Source organism: Pseudomonas sp. AKS31, assembly GCF_023634765.1.
Taxonomy (GTDB): Bacteria; Pseudomonadota; Gammaproteobacteria; order Pseudomonadales; family Pseudomonadaceae; genus Aquipseudomonas.
Genome location: NZ_JAMLFX010000018.1, coordinates 14,005 through 31,543, shown reverse-complemented (window position 1 = coordinate 31,543; position 17,539 = coordinate 14,005). Strand labels below are relative to the sequence as shown.

The window sequence follows — 17,539 nt, the reverse complement described above, 5'->3', positions numbered from 1 at the left end:
GTCAGCCACGATGAGCGAGTGATCGGCATTCTAACGACAGGCCCGAAGCCGATATTTCTTCAATGCGACAACTAATTACAGATGCACAGAGAAAGCGACTTGAGCGCATTGACAGCCTTGCAATTTCATGCAAGAGCGAAAGACAGTGAACCGATCTATGCTGCAAATTGCGGGCCTATTATTCGCAAACCCTTCTAATCCGGCAAGCGCAGCGTTGTGTCTTATTTTTCACCGGGGGTTTCGAGGCTCTAAAACGGGGCGATGCGTTTCCCTATGCCCCGCTCCGGGGCGGGCGGTTACACATTCGGTTACGCGGAGAGTGGCGGGTAACAGCGGGAAATGTCTGACGGGGGAGATCGATAATTATTGGTTGGGTGGTCTTGTGTTCCGACAGTGGACTACACAGTTGCCTGACAGATTGCTATCGCTGGCAAGCCAGCTCCCACAGGGATATGCGGCGAAGCTGAAATTTCCGACACACCACAAACTCTGTGGGAGCTGGCTTGCCAGCGATTAGGCCAGAGCAGCCACCCCCAATATGCGCTGGAACCAAAATCTCCAACACACCACAAAACCTGTGGGAGCTGGCTTGCCAGCGATGAGGTCAGCCCTGCCAGCACAAAACCTCCAGACACAAAAAAGCCCCGCCCGGCATACACCGGACAGGGCTTTCCTCTTTTCAGACCTGCTACTTAAGCAACATTCATAGTCTTGTGCGTATCAATCAAATGCTGCACCACACCCGGATCCGCCAAGGTCGAGATATCCCCCAACCCGTCATATTCCGCCGTGGCAATCTTGCGCAGAATCCGGCGCATGATCTTGCCCGAGCGGGTCTTCGGCAGCCCCGGTGCCCACTGGATCACATCCGGCGAAGCAATCGGCCCGATCTCTTTACGCACCCAGTTCTTCAACTCCAGGCGCAACTGCTCGGTCGGCTCCTCGCCATTCTTCAAGGTGACATAGACATAGATACCCTGCCCCTTGATGTCATGCGGAACCCCAACCACCGCCGCCTCGGCAACCTTCGGATGCGCAACCATCGCGCTCTCGATCTCTGCCGTGCCCATGCGGTGACCGGAGACGTTCAGCACGTCGTCCACGCGCCCGGTGATCCAGTAGTAACCATCGGCGTCACGACGCGCACCGTCACCGGTGAAGTACATGCCGCGGAAGGTCTTGAAGTAGGTATCAACGAAACGATCGTGATCGCCATACAACGTACGCGCCTGACCTGGCCACGAATCAAGAATCACCAGGTTGCCTTCAGCCTCGCCCTCGATGATGTTACCGAGGTTGTCGACCAGCGCCGGCACCACACCAAAGAACGGACGTGCCGCCGAACCCGGCTTCAGCGCGTGCGCACCCGGCAGCGGGCTCATCATGTTGCCGCCGGTTTCGGTCTGCCACCAGGTATCGACGATCGGGCAACGCGACTTGCCGACATTCTTGTAGTACCAGTCCCACGCTTCCGGGTTGATCGGCTCGCCCACCGAACCGAGCAGACGCAGACTGCTGCCATCCGCGCCTTCAACAGCGGCGGTGCCCGACGCCATCATCGCGCGGATCGCGGTCGGCGCGGTGTAGAGGATGTTGACCTTGTGCTTGTCGACAATCTTCGCCACCCGGGTGATGTCCGGGTAGTTCGGCACGCCTTCGAACAGCAGCGTGGTCGCGCCATTGGCCAGCGGGCCGTAGACAATGTAGCTGTGGCCGGTGACCCAGCCGACGTCGGCGGTGCACCAGTAGATTTCGCCCGGGCGGTAGTCGAACACGCGCTCGTGGGTCATCGCCGCATACAGCAAGTAACCGCCAGTGGTGTGCTGCACGCCTTTCGGCTTGCCGGTCGAGCCGGAGGTATAAAGGATGAACAGCGCTTCTTCGGCGCCCATCTCTTTCGGCGCGCAAACGGTGCCCGCCACTTTCATCAGGTCTTCGTACCAGATGTCGCGATGCTGGTTCCACTTGATGTCGCCACCGGTGCGCTTGCACACGATGACTTTCTGGATGCTGCTGGTTTCCGGATTGGTCAGCGCGTCGTCGACGTTGGCCTTGAGGGAAATCTTCTTGCCAGCGCGAATGCCTTCGTCAGCGGTGATCACCACTTTCGATTTGCAGTCGATGATGCGACCGGCCAGGGCTTCCGGCGAGAAACCGCCGAACACCACCGAGTGAATCGCGCCGATCCGGGTGCAGGCCAGCATGGCGACCACGGCTTCGGGGATCATCGGCATATAAATGGTCACCACGTCGCCGCGGTGCACGTCCTGACCACGCAGGGCGTTGGCCAGTTTGCACACTTGCTCGTGCAGTTCGCGGTAGGTGATGTTGCGGCTCTCGGAAGGATCGTCGCCTTCCCAGATGATCGCGACTTGATCGCCGCGCTCGGCCAGGTGACGGTCGAGGCAATTATAGGAAACGTTCAGGGTACCGTCGGCAAACCACTTGATGTCGACATGGTGATCGTCGAACGACGTCTGTTTCACCGTGGTGAAAGGCTTGATCCAGTCGAGACGCTTGGCTTGCTCGCGCCAGAAGCCGTCAGGGTTGACGACCGACTGCTGGTACATGGCTTTGTAGGTCGCCTCGTCAGTCAGCGTGTTAGCCAGAACCTCGGGACGAACGGGATACAGAGAAGCCGCACTCATCTTTCCTACCTCGGTGTAATAGTTGTTTTTGTATGACCCCGTTGTATCCGGGCCGGCCCCATAGAACCATTCGACGATGGTAGTAACAAGCCCCTACAAGTCGTAGCGATACCGAACCAAAACCCTCAACCCCTAGCCCCACGCCGCCTGTAGGAGCTGCCGAAGGCTGCGATCTTTTTGATCTTGCTTCTAAACATCCAGATCAAACGATCGCAGCCTTCGGCAGCTCCTACAGGGGGATTTCGGGGATTGTTACCAAATCCGCCAAAGGTGTTTATCAAAACCCGCTCTGTTTACCCCCGCCCCATCTCCCTAAAATTCACCTCGCCAACAAGGCAAACGCGATTAACAACGTTACAGCCCCCACGAAGGCCGTTAATCCAGCTCTCAAGTAATAACTGCAAACGATGAAGTTCCACACGCAACCCTAAAAAGGTTGCGTGACCCCACTCGACCTCAAAAAGGTAAATCCGAATGAAAGCTTTATTGGTTCTGGCCCTCAGCAGTCTGTGCGCAACCGCCATGGCAGATGAGGTTCCGACTGATGTCGCGCAGCAACAACCGGTTGTTGAGGAATACACTTACTCGACTCACCTGGACATCGCCAAAGTTGTGTCGATGAGCGAAGTTCCGAATGTCTGTGAAGTGGTTCCGGCCAAAATGGAATACGACGACTCCAAAGGTCAGCGTCACATCCTGCGTTACAGCATCATGGGCAACGGCTGCACCAATTGATGATTCGAGACTGCACCGAATTGGATCTCTCAGCGCTTCATTGAGGGTCGATTCCAGCCCGACTTCGGTCGGGCTCAGTTGTGTTTGAAGTCGTCAAAAATGCTTGCAAAACACTAGATGTAGTGAAAAACCGGTTTTTTTGTTCGTTTTTTGAGCAAATTCACAATGGCGAGATTTTTACGAAAAAAAATCTATCCCCGGCAAAGCCCTGTAAACCCTCACTCTCGTCGAAAAACCACCCTCCCCGACCGCTCCATGCGCGGATTCGCCTCAGCACAGCCGTGTTTTTTTCCCTATAATGCCGGCCCATACGGGTCAGCAATATTCCCTTACAGGGATCAAAAGCCATTCTGAAGCCCCGCAGCAGCGTTCAACGCTGATTGCGCCCATCAGAGGCTCTCGGAACCCGTCAAAATTTCTGTTTATTTGCCTGCGTGCATCGCTGCAAAAAACGACATCCAACGCGGTCTGTACGACCGTGTGAAAAACCAACCAATCAGGTTTCACACGGGCACAGGCCCTCACGCAGGAGACGACACGTCATGCTGAGCTGGGACGAATTCGACAAAGAAGACAGTGAAGTAGCAGCAGTGAAAGGCGCCAACGCCGGCCACGCTAGCGAAGCCAACATGGACCGCCTCGACAACGCCGGCGGCGCCGCCGCGCTGGAAGCCCGCGCCGTGACCGCCGACGACTCCGCCGCTGTCGCCCGCGCCAAGGCTGCACTGAACTCCCTCGACGTTGCCGAAGGCCTCGCCGAACTCGAAGGCGCCTCCGCCCGTGTCGCCGTTGACGAAAAGCGCATGATCAACTGCCGCGCCGACCTCAACCAGCTCGTACCTTTCAAGTACGACTGGGCCTGGCAGAAGTACCTGGACGGTTGCGCAAACCACTGGATGCCGCAAGAAGTCAACATGACCGCCGACATCGCCCTCTGGAAAGACCCGGAAGGCCTGACCGACGACGAGCGCCGCATCGTCATGCGCAACCTCGGCTTCTTCTCCACCGCCGACTCCCTGGTTGCCAACAACCTGGTACTGGCCGTGTACCGCCTGATCACCAACCCGGAATGCCGCCAGTACATCCTGCGCCAGGCTTTCGAAGAGGCGATCCACACCCACGCCTACCAGTACTGCATCGAATCGCTGGCCATGGATGAAGGCGAAATCTTCAACATGTACCACGAGATCCCATCGGTCGCTAAAAAGGCAGCCTGGGGCCTGAAGTACACCCGCTCGATCTCCGATCCGAAGTTCGAAACCGGCACCCCTGAAACCGACAAAGAACTGCTGCGCAACCTGATCGCCTACTACTGCGTTCTGGAAGGCATCTTCTTCTACTGCGGCTTCACCCAAATCCTCTCCATGGGCCGCCGCAACAAAATGACCGGCGTCGCCGAGCAGTTCCAGTACATCCTGCGCGACGAATCCATGCACCTGAACTTCGGCATCGACGTGATCAACCAGATCAAAATCGAAAACCCGCATTTGTGGGATGCTGAGATGAAAGAAGAAGCGACCCAGATGATTCTGCAGGGTACGCAGCTGGAGATCGAATACGCGCGTGACACCATGCCTCGCGGGGTGTTGGGCATGAACGCGGCGATGATGGAGGACTACCTGAAGTTCATCGCTAACCGTCGTTTGTCGCAGATTGGTTTGAAAGAGGAATATCCAGGCACGACTAACCCGTTCCCTTGGATGAGCGAGATTATGGACTTGAAGAAAGAGAAGAATTTCTTTGAGACGCGCGTGATCGAATACCAAACTGGTGGTGCGTTGAGCTGGGACTAATGGTCTCGCTCGGCATGATTTGACGATTGCGGTTTGAGTCGGCGAGTCGAGAAAGCAAAAAGCCCCGATTTTATCGGGGCTTTTTTATGGGCGATGGGTAAACCTTTTTACGCCTACGCCACAGCGCTCAATCTCCTACAGCACTTACAGTCGCTTCCCATTGAAGCGTGCTGCGAGCGCTACTAAGCTCTATCGCAGGTGCCTAAGAAACGCCCAACGTAGAAAGCTTGGTCAGTGACACAGACGTGTAATTCGTCGGTGGCAACTGCTCTGCTCGTTGGGATTTCTTAAGTCCGCTCTACGTTGGGGTCAGGCCCTCAAAAATCTAAAACGTAGAGGTCATAGATATGTCTGATCCATGCTCGGTAACAGTCTTCTCTCGCCACAACCTTTCTTTACATGCCCTTCTAATAGAAAACCAGCCTTGGTTCTCCGCTCGGGATATTGGCCGTTTGATGGGTTTCCATCTCAATGATCGGGTGGTCAATAAGCTAGATAGCGATCAACGCCGCGTTATGTGGATCGAGTACTTTCAAGAACCAGAACAGCATCTGATGCTCAGTGAATCCGGGGTTTATGCGCTGTTGGTGTATCACTACGTACCGGGAAATCGGTTGCTGCGTGAGTGGTTAACCAGTGAGGTAGTGCCAACCTTGCGCGACGCTGCGGACTCGGGAGATTCAAATCGGCCAAAGCTGAGTTTGTTGGATTGGCCGGAGATGTCTTTGAGTTTGCTGCACTGGCAGGATGAGGGGTGGATTCGGCTGCGGGATATGCCTCACCTGTTAAATGATCAGCCGCAGCGGAGAGCAACTACGATTCGACCTTGGTGGCGACGAGTTGCTCAGGCACTCCAATCTTCGAGGCGCTATATGGCTAGGTGACGTGTTTATAGGAGCACTTTCGAGCCCCACGACTCTTCACAAAGTTCATGACGGCCATTCAATATCGACCGAGGGTTGCACCCTCGGCGATCGTATGGGTGCGAAAAAAACAACCGTAATTGGAATACTCAACCTTCAATTGCTTCCAACCGAAGCTTCAATCTCTGATTCACCAATGCGCCATGCACCCCTGAGTGAATTTCCCGGTGACAACTTGGACATACAGCCGCCACATACCGTGGGTGGTCTAAACCGCCATCGGAGAGCCTATTCACATGATGCGGTTCTAAATAGGGTGTGCCATCCTTCTTCAAGAACGGAGCTGGCATTTCACAGCTTTCACATATTCCCTGAGCACGCATCAATACGTAGTACGAGACCTTCTGGCTACGCTGATAAATCTTACGCGGGGCGGATTGCCCGACTCCATCACTGGCAAGCTTACAAGCAGCGAGCGCCACCAGCCGTGCAGCAGCCAGAGACTCGGGAAAGTCAGCCTTATGCTCATCCTCTTCACCAACTTCAATCGTTCCGCCAGAAATACCGACCGGGACTAGTCGAAAAACAATAGCCGCACGATCCTGGCCAGTTACATCCGGTTGAGTCCGCGTGAACATATCAGCACAAGAAAACTCACCCACATAAGCGCAGCCTTTACCCTTGCCGAGTGACTTAAACAAATGCAGTGCTCGGCCATCCACGGCATGCTCAGCAATGGCGCGGTTGCCACGAGTCAAAGTCATCGCACCTCGCTGTCCTTCACCCGTGTAAAGGTAGGCGCCGTCGTCCCAACGATCTGCATAACCGTATTGTTCACCGCTATCGCCAGTGAACAAAAAAATCACTGGATAGATAGCTGACGCTGCAATGCCACTTTGCCGACTACCGCCAAACGCACCATTGATTTCAGTTTTTCGATCGTAAACAGCCCCCGGCGTGAACTGCAACACAAGCTCACCTTCTTCACGAGGTAACTCCACAATAGTGAAGCCTCGCTTCTTAAGGTAACTGTTGGTCGGATGCCCACCCGAAAAATCGCCTACCGCAATGCCAGTCGCCAAAGAGACAATTTTCTTCGCTGGATAAAAGATCCCGCCCGCGTCAATGGCATAACGATGCGATTGGTTTTTTTCCCAGCCTTGCCACTCAGACCTACTCCGAAATTTGTGATCAAACTCCAGCATCGCGCTACCTATTCGTTCCTTCGAGACCGCTTTGATCACCACGAGTGCCGCCCTTTGTAGTCAATGGCTGTAGGAAAATTCCTATAGTCGCCAAACTCCAAAAGGGTTTCAATACATGACAGAGCAAAGAGCCACTATTTCTAGGCGTTACCTTTAATATCCGCGTGCTCCCCTAACTCGTTTACTCGTCTTAACGCGCCATCTTCTCCTCAAGGATCCGAGCCCCACCATGAAATTCGATCTCGCCTACTGCCTCAGCCTCGACGACAAGTTGTCGATCTATAATGTTCGCGATCTCAATTTCGATGAGACGGTGGCGTTTGACTCTGCGAAGGAACACTTCCAGTGCCCCAACGATGCCTGTCGTTCGGCGTTCGAAGCTTCCAACGAGTTGGGCACGTTCAACGCCAAGAACGTGAATTATGTGCGTACGCCGCACTTCAAGAATCTGCCCACGACGCAGCATGTGGCGGGTTGTCCGTATGTGAGTTTGAAGGCTTCAGCGTCTGGCGTTGAGACGGCGGATGGCGAAGTAGATGACGGCCGTGAGGAACACTTCCCATCAGAGTTGTTGCTGACCCGGCGTGAGTATGTGTGCAAGCCTGTCGCGCCAGCGGGGGCGGCGGATGTGTTGCGCGATGATCCGGTGCGGGTGGCGGCGGACGGTGGTAAAGAGTCGGCGGGTCGTGAATCGGCCCCGGACAAGACCAGTGTGTTTGCGCATCCGGTGGAGTGTTTTGTTTCGAACTTCGCCGACAAGGAATTGCTTAAGCGCATGCCGTTGAAGGTCGGCGAGCATACGGCGCCGTACAGTTCGTTCTTCAAGAAGATCGAGTATCTGACGGACAACAAGGGGCTGATTTACTGGGGGCGGATCAAGAAGATCGAGGACTTCCACAGTGCCAGTTTTCGCATCGACTTCGAGGACAAGGTCTGGTTCAAGAAGTCCGAGGACAGTAAGAAGAAGCCGTATCCGGTCAGTGTTTATCTGAACAAGAAGCTGATCGACAACTACCGCAAGCGCAAGGCGTTTCTGGAGGAGATCAAGCACGCGGTGGATAGCGACAAGGCGTTGTTCTGTTTCTTCTATGGGGTGACTCCGGAGTTGAAGCAGGTGCCGGGCAAGAAGAACCCCGAAAAGCCTTTCGAGGTCTTCAATGCCAATATCGAGAACCTGGATCACTTCATTATTCGTGAAGCGCCGGGGCTGGAGTGATTGGTTAGCTCTGGGGCAGTTGTAGTTTGACGGCGCCGGGGTGTTGGTTGACGAGGGAGTACGGCAGGATCGACCAGTCAGGACTGTCGCAGGAGCGTTGCACGCGAGCGAAGTAGGCGCCGAGGTACAAGCCCTTCTCGGTGAAGTACCAAGGTGAAGTGCCCCAGATGCTCTCATCCTGGAAGTTGCAGTCGTCATCTCCCGTCGGTGTTTTCATTTCTGTGGGGTACAGGGAGGTGAATTGCTTGATCACCCAAGGTACCAACTCTTTGCTTACGTACTGATAGCGCGCGTTACTTTCGGCCTCGCTCAGCGGTTTGTCGCCCAGGCTGTCGCGCTCGGCATGTAGCAGCGGTTTGCCCTCTCCGACCCACAGCACATCTTCGAGGGACAGCGGGTGGCCGGTTTTCACGTCGATATTGAGCGGGGAATCACCGAAGTCCGGATGCGCGCCGCCGCAGTAATAGCTGGTCGAGATATTCAGGCTGACCACGGCTGGCGAGATCATTTTCGGTTCTGCCTGCTGCATGAACTCCACGTTCTCCCCGCCTTGTAATTGGCAGCCGTGATAGCTGATGACTTCACTCCAGAGGCGCCCGAGCAACTGCTGGTTAACCCGTTGCTGATCATCTTTCGACAATCCGGACTCCACGCTGAACAGCGAAATCTTTGTCTCAGGCTCCGTCCACCATTGCAGGTCGTAGCCCATGAAGTTTTCTTTCTTCGCCGGTTTGAGCTTGAGTCCCTGCAGGCGCAAATACTCGTAAGGCTCGCCATATGGCAGTGCGGCAATGAAAGGTAAAGTTGCTGAGGTGGGCGCGGGAAGTCTGGCCTCGGAGAGTTTCACCGGCAGCTTTTTGCCCTGCGGACTTTGCCATTCGCCCTGCCAGCCGTTGCCGGTTTCTTCCAGCTTCAAGGTTGGTAGCGGTTTGTCGTCACCGTAGCGGTTGTTACCTTCAACAAGGTTCAACGTGCTGTCTTGTAGCGAGCCGCTGAGGGCTAGGTCACGGTGATATTTCTCGTAGAAATACCGCCCAGTCACTTCATCCGGCTGCGTGGTGTTTAGCTCCACGACAATCGGTGTCTTACCCAGCGTACCGGTAAATACGCGCCGGCCATCTTCAGCATGGGCAGTGGAAATCAGTGTGAATAGCACAGCGGCGCACGGTGCCAGGCGCATCAGTCCCTTGAGCATGAATCAATCCTTGAAGGAATCGGAGGTCGCGTCGGCGTATAGGCGCCGACGCTGAAAAATACGCTGCGGATTATGGCGGGGGCCGCTTAACTATTCGAGTTTTCTTGCTCGTACTTTTTAAGCCAGGCTTCGTGCTCAAGGGCCGCAATTTCCCGGGCCATTTGTTGGCGACGTTCCTTGGCAGCATGAAGCTGGACGTCATCAAGGAAGCAGTAATGACGCAGCCAGTGAAGGGCCATTTCCTCATCCGGAAAGTAGTAAGACTTGGCGCCCTTGCTGTTCCTAGGCGTGTCATTCATTTGCTCGTCAAATACCATCGCGGTGATTTCATCCGGTGGCAAAGACCCCGTATGGGCGACCTTGTCCTGGAACATCCATGCAATCTCATCAATGTGTTTTTGCGCGCTGCGATGGCTACGTCGATAGAACCGTTGATGCTCACAAGTCTGTTTTAGCCGCGCCAACATCAACTCAGGGTTTAGCCACTGCCCGAGGTCATGATGATGTGCGTTGATCACTATCCCCTTGACCCAACGATCCACAAATCGATCAACAAAGTCTTCTGTGTCAGCCTTTTTCGCATCAGCGAAGATCAGGCAATAGCGGGTTTTGACGTGAATGACCAGCAACACATGCTTGCGTTGTACCGTTATCGCGTGCACCAGCCACTGCTCGTCAGCGCCGCTCAGCTCATCATCTTCAATGATTGCGGACGGCGGTTTGGCATCCACCGGCGTGATCTTTTTGCCTTTGTGAACACGGCTGAAAAACTTACTGGCGGCTTCGGTGCAATTGAAGATCAACATCCTGGTTCTCTGGTCGTTGCTGAGCACAGCGTTAAGTTATCGATTTTGGTTTCTTCCGCTATAGCCTGGCAATGATTCATTTAACCGAAATGCACAACAGCACAATAACCAGCAACCCAATATAGACCCAGGCATGCACCCGATCCGGGATCCGCCCAATCCATGGCGCGGCCAAGCGAATCCCGATGAGCGAGCCCACTGTCAGCAGCGCAAACGCCAGCAAATCCACATACCCGACAAACCACGCGCCCAGGTCAGCCTGACTGAACCCGGCCAACGCCATGTACGTCAGCGTCCCCGCCACTGCCACCGGCACGCTCAACGGATTGGCCATGGACGTCGCTTGCGACATGCTCAACCCACAACGGCGCAGCAACGGCACGGTCATGACGCTTCCTCCTACACCAAGAAACGTCGCAATGACGCCAATGCCTACGCCACCTGCGGAATTTTCCATAACGCCAAGTCGGCGTGGGATGACGTCAGAGTTTTGCGTGAGAAATCCTCGTCTGAGCAGGCAGTCGACAATGGTCACGCCGAGGTAGCCGATGAACGCATAGCGAATCACCTCGCCACTGACCCACACCGCCGCTATTGCCCCCACGATCGCTCCCATTGCGATAAACCCGCCCAACGGCCACAGGTAATGGCGGATCAGGTTGCCGGCGCGGCGGTGTTTGTCGGTGGCGATCAGGGCGTTGACGATCATCACGCAGGTCGAAGTGGCGACAGCGATGTGCATCGCCGATTCGCCGATCGGGTCGTCGGTGCCGTGGCTGGCGGTGAGCATGCGATACAGCAGCGGCACTACGACAAAACCGCCGCCGAAGCCGAACAGCACGGCGGTGATGCCGGTCAGGCAGCCGAAGAGGGTCAGCAGTAAATAGAACATGGCGGGCGTCCGTGAAGGGAGAGCGATCGACGATAATGCGGCTTCGCCTGGCCTGCTTCAGCAACTCAGCCAATAATGTTTGCGTTTACGCCAATCGCTGGGAAACGCCTGATGCGCAATGTTTCGATCAATCTGCTGGATGACACGCCGCGTGACGTGGTGGCGATCGGTACGGATTATTCCCACGGTCACCTGCTGCCCTTTCACACGCATCGACGGGCGCAGTTGTTGTACGGCGCGACCGGTGTGATGCAGGTCAGTACCCATGACGGCAATTGGGTGGTGCCGCCGCAGCGCGCGGTGTGGATCCCGCCGGGGGTGGCGCATGAGGTGTTGATGCTTGGGGTCAGCACTCGCAGCGTGTACATCGAGCCGGGCGCAGTGGATTTGGGCGAGCGTTGCCAGGTAATCAGTGTGTCGCCGTTGATGCGGCAGTTGCTGATGGAGGCGGTGGAACTGCCACTGGCCTATGACTTGGGCGGACGCGATGGCGTGTTGATCGACCTGTTGCTGCATGAACTGACGCGCAGTGCGCCGCTGCCGTTGCACATTCCGCTGCCGACTGACGGAAAACTACTTTCCCTGTGTCAGACCTTTCTGCATCAGCCGTACGCCCATCAATCTCCACAGCAGTGGGCCGAGCAGTTACACATAAGCTTGCGCACCTTCAACAGACTGTTTCGGCAACAGACCGGATTGAGCTTCAGGCAATGGCGGCAGCAGGCCTGCGTGGTTCTGGCGCTGTCACGACTGGCCTCGGGTGAAGCGGTGACGCGCATCGCGCTGGATTTTGGTTATGAGAGCCCGGCGGCGTTCTCGACGATGTTCCGGCGCATTCTCGGGCAGGCACCGTCCGTCTGGTTGGAGGCGGTTAACTAGCGCAAATCAAAAAATGCGTTTGATCCCGGCCGAAAACAACTGTACAAAAACACAGTACATTTTCAATCAGCACTCTTGAGCCCGGAGCACACCATGGCCTCTCTTGCGATGAATCACATCCTCGAACGCATTGCCCTTTTCCAGTTCACCCCGACGCACTGCGTCCAGGCCCGAGCGATGCTGGGCTGGAGCGTGGAACAGCTCTCGCGGGAGGCTGAGGTTTCGGTTGAAGACATTCAACGCTTTGAAGCGCAGCAGGACGTAGCGGATGCGGTGCGACTGGCGCTGGCTTACCGGTTTGAGGCGCAGGGGCTGGTGTTCTTTCCCGGGTTTGCACCGGGGCGTAGTGCGAGTGTTCAGGGCGTGTCGTCGGAAGCGATGGGGCGTGGGGATTTTGCGATGGCTGAGTAAGGATAAAAACATGAGCGAGATCGAAGAAAGCACAGGCAATGTTTATCAAGATTTAGAGCTTGAGCATGCAGGCGAGATGCTGCTCAAGTCCGAGTACGCGACCAAATTGATCTCGCTCATCGAGTCCACCGACATAAGCGAATCTGAAGCCGCACAAAGACTGGGAATACCTCTGGAGAACCTGCAGCAATTACTTCGTGGAAAATTTCGAGAAGTGTCGGTTACTACTATGGCTGATTACAGCCGTAAGATTTCAGGGCTTGTTTCTGGAGCAACCGGTTCGCCCCCTTAGGCGCGAACCGTCTTCATCTGATCAGGCGTTCTGCACCACACCCTCACTCCCCCCTTCAACCGCCAACCACCACGCCTCCCCGCGTTGCGGTTGAGCGATGTTAAACGCCTCACCCATTTGCGGCGTGGTAATGGAAATACTGCGTTCCCACGCCAGTGCCAGAATCCGGTCAAACGGTTCGTGCCAGGCGTGCATCGCCAGGTCGAAGGTGCCGTTGTGGATCGGGAAGAGCCAGCGGCCTTTGAGGTCGATGTGCGCTTGCAGAGTTTCTTCAGGCTGCATGTGTACGTGTGGCCATTCGACGTTGTAGGCGCCGGTTTCCATCAGGGTCAGGTCGAACGGGCCGTACTGTTCGCCGATGCGTTTGAAGCCGTCGAAGTAGCCGCTGTCGCCGCTGAAGAAGATCCGCTTGTCACCGTCGATCATCACCCAGGATGCCCACAGGGAGCTGTTGCCATCGAACAAGCCACGGCCGGAAAAGTGCTGCGACGGTGTAGCGACGAACTGGATGTCGGCAATCTCGGCGCCCTGCCACCAATCGTACTGGCGGACCTTGCTGGCTTCGATGCCCCATTTGATCAGGGTGTCGCCGACGCCCAGCGGGGTCAGGAACAGATTGGTCTTGGCGGCCAGTCTGAGCACGGCCTGGTAATCGAGGTGGTCGTAATGGTTGTGCGACAGGATCACCGCTTCGATCGGCGGCAACTGGTCGATGCTGATCGGTGGCTGGTGGAAGCGTTTCGGCCCGGCCCACTGCACCGGCGATGCGCGCTCGGCAAAGACCGGGTCGGTGATGAAGAATTTGTCGCGCAGCTTCAGCAACAGGGTCGAGTGACCGAATCGATAGACGCTGTGGTTGGGCGCCGCCAAGAGTTCTTCCCGAGTCAACGCCTGCACCGGGATCGGCGCGGCGGGCCGGGTGTTGCGCGGCTTGTGGAAAATCATGTTCCACATGATCCGCAGCATTTTGCGTACGCCTTCACGTTGCACGGGTGCATGATTGCGAAACAGCCCCTGATGCTGCCGCGAGGCCTCAGGCGTGGATGTGTTATCCGGGATCGAAACTGGATTGGCCATGACTGAATGACTCCAGAAAAACCGCGCAATTCGCGGTTTTTCCACGGTGGGACGATAAATGGCCAAAGCTGCACGCATAGGCCGAACTTCTGTTTTTTAGGTTGCGAGGATTAACGCAACATTACACTGCTCGGTGTAGTTTCTAGGTTGCATCAAAGCGGATGACAAGTAAACTGCCAAGTGTAATTTCACCCTTTCTCTGCCGAAGCGTACTTATGACAGCTCCACAGCGCCTCACCGACCGTAAACGCGAAGCCATTATCCAGGCGGCGATTGCCGAGTTCCGTGCCCACGGTTTCGAGATCACCAGCATGGACAAGATTGCCGCCACCGCCGGTGTGTCGAAACGTACGGTGTACAACCATTTCCCCAGCAAAGAAGAGTTGTTCGCCGAAATTCTCAACCAGTTGTGGGCACGCATCAGTGCCGAGCCTTCCGTCGTTTATAGCCGCGATCAGCCGCTGCGTGAGCAATTACGGCAGATGCTTCAGGCCAAGGTGCAGTTGATGGCTGACGAGAATTTCCTGACCCTGGCGCGCGTGGCGATTGCCGCCACCATTCACTCGCCGGAGCGTGCGCAGAACATGATCGAGCGCATGGGCGAGCGCGAGGAAGGTCTGACCGTGTGGATACGCGCCGCACAGGCGGACGGTCGGCTGAAACCGGTCGATCCGGAATTCGCCGCACATCAAGTACAAGGCTTGCTCAAGACCTTTGCTTTCTGGCCGCAGATGTCGATGGGCCGTGCCGCCCTCGATGTCGATATGCAGAAAAACGTCGCCGAATCGGCACTGGAGATGTTTCTGTCCCGCTATCAGCTCTAAATCGCCCTTCTCCCGCGCGAACCAACGATTAAATGGCTCGGAAGGACACTGATTATTCCCGTTGGAATAAATGACAATGTCCGACAATCGACCGACGAACGGTTAGCCTGAGAAAATACTGCAAAGTATTTCAGGATGAATTTCGCGCAGGGCATCATGGAAAACCAACGCGGCAAAGGCTTGTCATTCGCCAGACGTATTTATCTGCCCAGAGCCATTGGTCTGGGCGTGGGATTCTTCAGCGTCGCTGCGGCGTTGTATCCGCTGAACATGCCCGACTGGCTGTGGGCGCTGTTGTTGTTCAACGGCTTCGCCTGGCCACACTTGGCTTACCGGATCTCCACGCGCTCGACGTTCCCGTATCAGGCTGAACGCCGCAATTTGTTGTACGACTCGATGTTCGGCGGTTTCTGGACGGCGTGCTTTCAGTTCAACCCGCTGACTACCGTGACCATTCTGTCGATGATGACGATGAACAACGTCGCCGCCGGCGGCCAACGTCTGTTCGTGTTTGGCGCCCTCGCCCAACTCGCTGGCATGCTGCTGGGCTGGGCGATTTTTGGTGTCAAATTCAGCCTGACGATGACGCAGGTGCAAGTCTGGGCCTGCCTGCCGATGCTCACCCTGTATCCGTTGGCGCTGGGCATGGTCTGTTATCGCCTGGCGATCAAACTGTCCCAACACAAACGCGCACTGAGCGCCCTCAGCCGTACCGACAGCCTCACCGGCCTGCTCAACCACGGGGCCTGGAAGGACCTGCTGCACCTGAGATTCCAGCAGTGCCGCCGACACAACACCCAAGCCACGCTGGCGTTGATCGACATCGACCATTTCAAGGAGATCAACGACAGCTTCGGGCACATCGTCGGCGATGAGGTGCTGCGGCATTTGAGTCAGGAGCTCAAACGCCTGCTCGATCAATACGAATTGGCCGGGCGCTACGGCGGTGACGAGTTCTGCGTAATCCTGCCGACAATGCCCCTGCACAAGGCCGAAGCGCTGATGGAGCAATTGCGCGAGGCGTTGCAGCACTATCGTCATCCGCACGTGACAGCGTTGCGAGTGAGCCTGAGTATCGGTTTGGCGCGGTATCAGCCTTTGTACAAGGATGCCCTCGACTGGCTGGACGATGCCGATAAAGCGCTCTACACCGCGAAACACACGGGCCGTAACACCATCAGCGTGGCCTTGAGCAAGACCGCGACGGACAACGCCAACGCCTAAAAAGTTATACAAAATTATAAAAAAATACTTTCTTGTACAACTTTATGAAGTTTTGTATAAGTAGCCATCTGCCAGCTACGGAATGCTGGCATTGAGCAGTCATTGCCGAATGCCGTCCGCGCATTCGGTCTGCCGGCGCGGAAATAGGGACTGAATCCTCGATCTTCCCCACTTCCTGAGTACTGCGAACATGTTCTTCAATCGCCACAAATCCGTCGTCGACGATCTTCAACGCACCCTCACCGAACAAGCCGGCCTGCTTGAGGCGATCAATCGCTCGATGGCGGTGATCGAGTTCGACCTCGATGGCGTCGTCCTCCGCGCCAATGACAACTTTCTCAAGACCATGGGTTACACCGCCGAACAAGTGGTCGGCCAGCCCCATCGGCGCTTTTGCACGCCGGAGTTCGGGCGCAGTGCTCAATACACCGATTTGTGGTCACGCCTGAAAAACGGCCAGTTTCAGTCCGGTACGTTCGAACGGGTTGACGGCAGGGGCCTGCCGATCTGGCTTGAGGCCAGTTACAACCCGATCAAGGATGCTTCGGGACGCGTGGTGAAAGTGGTCAAGTACGCCATGGACGTGACCGCCAAGGTGCAGCAGGAGAGCGAAGCCAACGCCAAATTGCAGGCAATCGACCGCGCAATGGCAATTATCGAGTTCAACCTCGACGGCAGTATTCTCACAGCCAATCAGAATTTTCTGACGCGCATGGGTTACACCCTCGCGGAGCTGAAAGGCAAACATCACCGGTTGTTCTGCACGCCGGCACTGGTCAACAGCAGCGCCTATGAGGATTTCTGGCGACGCTTGAACCAAGGCGAGCTGTTCCAGGGGCAGTTCGAACGCGTGGATAAACGCGGGCAAATCGTCTGGCTCGAAGCCAATTACAACCCGGTTTATGACGCTGCCGGGCGCTTGTGCAAAGTGGTGAAATTCGCCTCCGACGTCACCGCCCGGGTCGAGCGACACGAGCAGGACGCGCGCAGTGCCAGTGCGGCGTATCACATCTCCGTGGCGACGCGAAAAGTCGCCGAGCAAGGTACGCAGGTGATTCAGCAAGCGGCCAGCGAAATGCGCGAAATCGCCGAAGACATTGCCGAGTCTTCGACGCTGATTGCCCAACTGGGCGAGCGCTCCGAGCAGATCACCGCCATCGTCAACACGATCCGCGCGATTGCCGACCAGACCAATCTGCTGGCGCTCAACGCCGCGATTGAAGCCGCACGCGCCGGTGAACAGGGCCGAGGGTTTGCCGTGGTTGCGGACGAAGTGCGGCAATTGGCGGCTCGCACCAGCGGCTCGACTGCGGAGATTTCCAGCATGATCGGGCTGATCCAGAACGAGACCCGCCAGGCCATCAAGAGCATGGAAGGCACCCAGGGTCGCGCGGCGCAAGGGGTCGAACTGGCGAATCAGGCGGGGACGGTGATTTTGCAGATTCGTGATGGTGCCAGCGAGGCAGTGGATGCCGTGAG

General features: G+C 56.3%; 16 protein-coding genes. 10 read left to right on the top strand and 6 right to left on the bottom strand.

All coding sequences use genetic code 11. The features are described 5' to 3' along the window. Window positions 1–692: 692 nt before the first annotated feature. Window positions 693–2,648 (bottom strand): acetate--CoA ligase, encoded by a 1,956-nt coding sequence (acs, locus tag M9827_RS25905; RefSeq protein ID WP_250608008.1) that lies wholly within the window; start codon window positions 2,646–2,648, stop codon window positions 693–695. 474 nt (window positions 2,649–3,122) lie between these two features. On the opposite strand from acs, the gene M9827_RS25900 reads away from it, so the two are divergent. From M9827_RS25900 to M9827_RS25890, 3 genes are all read left to right on the top strand, one after another. Further along, window positions 3,123–3,383, top strand: coding sequence for a DUF2790 domain-containing protein (locus M9827_RS25900; RefSeq protein ID WP_093430405.1), 261 nt, complete (start codon window positions 3,123–3,125; stop codon window positions 3,381–3,383). A 542-nt stretch (window positions 3,384–3,925) separates the two neighbouring features. Beyond that, a complete protein-coding gene (locus tag M9827_RS25895) occupies window positions 3,926–5,176 on the top strand; it encodes a ribonucleotide-diphosphate reductase subunit beta (RefSeq protein ID WP_250608006.1) in 1,251 nt (416 codons plus the stop codon). Window positions 5,177–5,523: 347 nt separating this feature from the next. Next, entirely contained in the window at window positions 5,524–6,060 is a 537-nt protein-coding gene (locus M9827_RS25890; protein ID WP_250608004.1) for a BRO-N domain-containing protein, read from the top strand. A 128-nt stretch (window positions 6,061–6,188) separates the two neighbouring features. Here the strand turns inward: M9827_RS25890 and M9827_RS25885 are convergent, their stop codons facing one another. Continuing rightward, on the bottom strand, window positions 6,189–7,286 hold the full coding sequence (locus M9827_RS25885; RefSeq protein WP_250608003.1) for an HNH endonuclease: 1,098 nt from the start codon (window positions 7,284–7,286) through the stop codon (window positions 6,189–6,191). Window positions 7,287–7,473: 187 nt separating this feature from the next. On the opposite strand from M9827_RS25885, the gene M9827_RS25880 reads away from it, so the two are divergent. After that, window positions 7,474–8,460 carry a hypothetical protein gene (locus tag M9827_RS25880; protein ID WP_250608001.1) on the top strand — a complete coding sequence of 329 codons (987 nt, stop codon included), beginning with the start codon at window positions 7,474–7,476 and terminating at the stop codon, window positions 8,458–8,460. Between the two features lie 4 nt (window positions 8,461–8,464). On the opposite strand, the gene M9827_RS25875 is transcribed toward M9827_RS25880, so the two are convergent. The 3 genes from M9827_RS25875 to M9827_RS25865 form a co-directional block, all read right to left on the bottom strand. Continuing rightward, on the bottom strand, window positions 8,465–9,655 hold the full coding sequence (locus tag M9827_RS25875) for a hypothetical protein (RefSeq protein ID WP_250607999.1): 1,191 nt from the start codon (window positions 9,653–9,655) through the stop codon (window positions 8,465–8,467). Window positions 9,656–9,741: 86 nt separating this feature from the next. Continuing rightward, window positions 9,742–10,461 carry a DUF6933 domain-containing protein gene (locus M9827_RS25870; protein ID WP_250607997.1) on the bottom strand — a complete coding sequence of 240 codons (720 nt, stop codon included), beginning with the start codon at window positions 10,459–10,461 and terminating at the stop codon, window positions 9,742–9,744. Window positions 10,462–10,537: 76 nt separating this feature from the next. Next, on the bottom strand, window positions 10,538–11,353 hold the full coding sequence (locus tag M9827_RS25865) for a sulfite exporter TauE/SafE family protein (RefSeq protein WP_250607995.1): 816 nt from the start codon (window positions 11,351–11,353) through the stop codon (window positions 10,538–10,540). Window positions 11,354–11,464: 111 nt separating this feature from the next. Here M9827_RS25865 and M9827_RS25860 point away from each other — a divergent pair, with 111 nt between their 5' ends. From M9827_RS25860 to M9827_RS25850, 3 genes are all read left to right on the top strand, one after another. Then, complete coding sequence (locus M9827_RS25860) at window positions 11,465–12,232, top strand: AraC family transcriptional regulator (RefSeq protein WP_250607993.1); 768 nt, start codon at window positions 11,465–11,467, stop codon at window positions 12,230–12,232. 93 nt (window positions 12,233–12,325) lie between these two features. After that, window positions 12,326–12,643 carry a helix-turn-helix domain-containing protein gene (locus M9827_RS25855; RefSeq protein ID WP_250607991.1) on the top strand — a complete coding sequence of 106 codons (318 nt, stop codon included), beginning with the start codon at window positions 12,326–12,328 and terminating at the stop codon, window positions 12,641–12,643. A 10-nt stretch (window positions 12,644–12,653) separates the two neighbouring features. Further along, the gene (locus M9827_RS25850; protein ID WP_064387601.1) at window positions 12,654–12,935 is read left to right on the top strand and encodes a helix-turn-helix domain-containing protein; all 282 of its coding nucleotides are present in this window, start codon (window positions 12,654–12,656) and stop codon (window positions 12,933–12,935) included. 21 nt (window positions 12,936–12,956) lie between these two features. Here M9827_RS25850 and M9827_RS25845 read toward each other — a convergent pair whose 3' ends face one another. After that, window positions 12,957–14,012 carry an MBL fold metallo-hydrolase gene (locus M9827_RS25845; protein ID WP_250607989.1) on the bottom strand — a complete coding sequence of 352 codons (1,056 nt, stop codon included), beginning with the start codon at window positions 14,010–14,012 and terminating at the stop codon, window positions 12,957–12,959. 215 nt (window positions 14,013–14,227) lie between these two features. On the opposite strand from M9827_RS25845, the gene M9827_RS25840 reads away from it, so the two are divergent. The 3 genes from M9827_RS25840 to M9827_RS25830 form a co-directional block, all read left to right on the top strand. Further along, window positions 14,228–14,836, top strand: a complete 609-nt coding sequence (locus M9827_RS25840) for a TetR/AcrR family transcriptional regulator (protein ID WP_250607987.1) — start codon at window positions 14,228–14,230, stop codon at window positions 14,834–14,836. Window positions 14,837–14,992: 156 nt separating this feature from the next. Beyond that, on the top strand, window positions 14,993–16,060 hold the full coding sequence (locus M9827_RS25835; RefSeq protein WP_250608038.1) for a diguanylate cyclase: 1,068 nt from the start codon (window positions 14,993–14,995) through the stop codon (window positions 16,058–16,060). A gap of 190 nt (window positions 16,061–16,250) precedes the next feature. After that, window positions 16,251–17,539 (top strand): methyl-accepting chemotaxis protein (locus M9827_RS25830; RefSeq protein WP_250607985.1); only part of this gene is annotated, 1,289 nt, incomplete at its 3' end.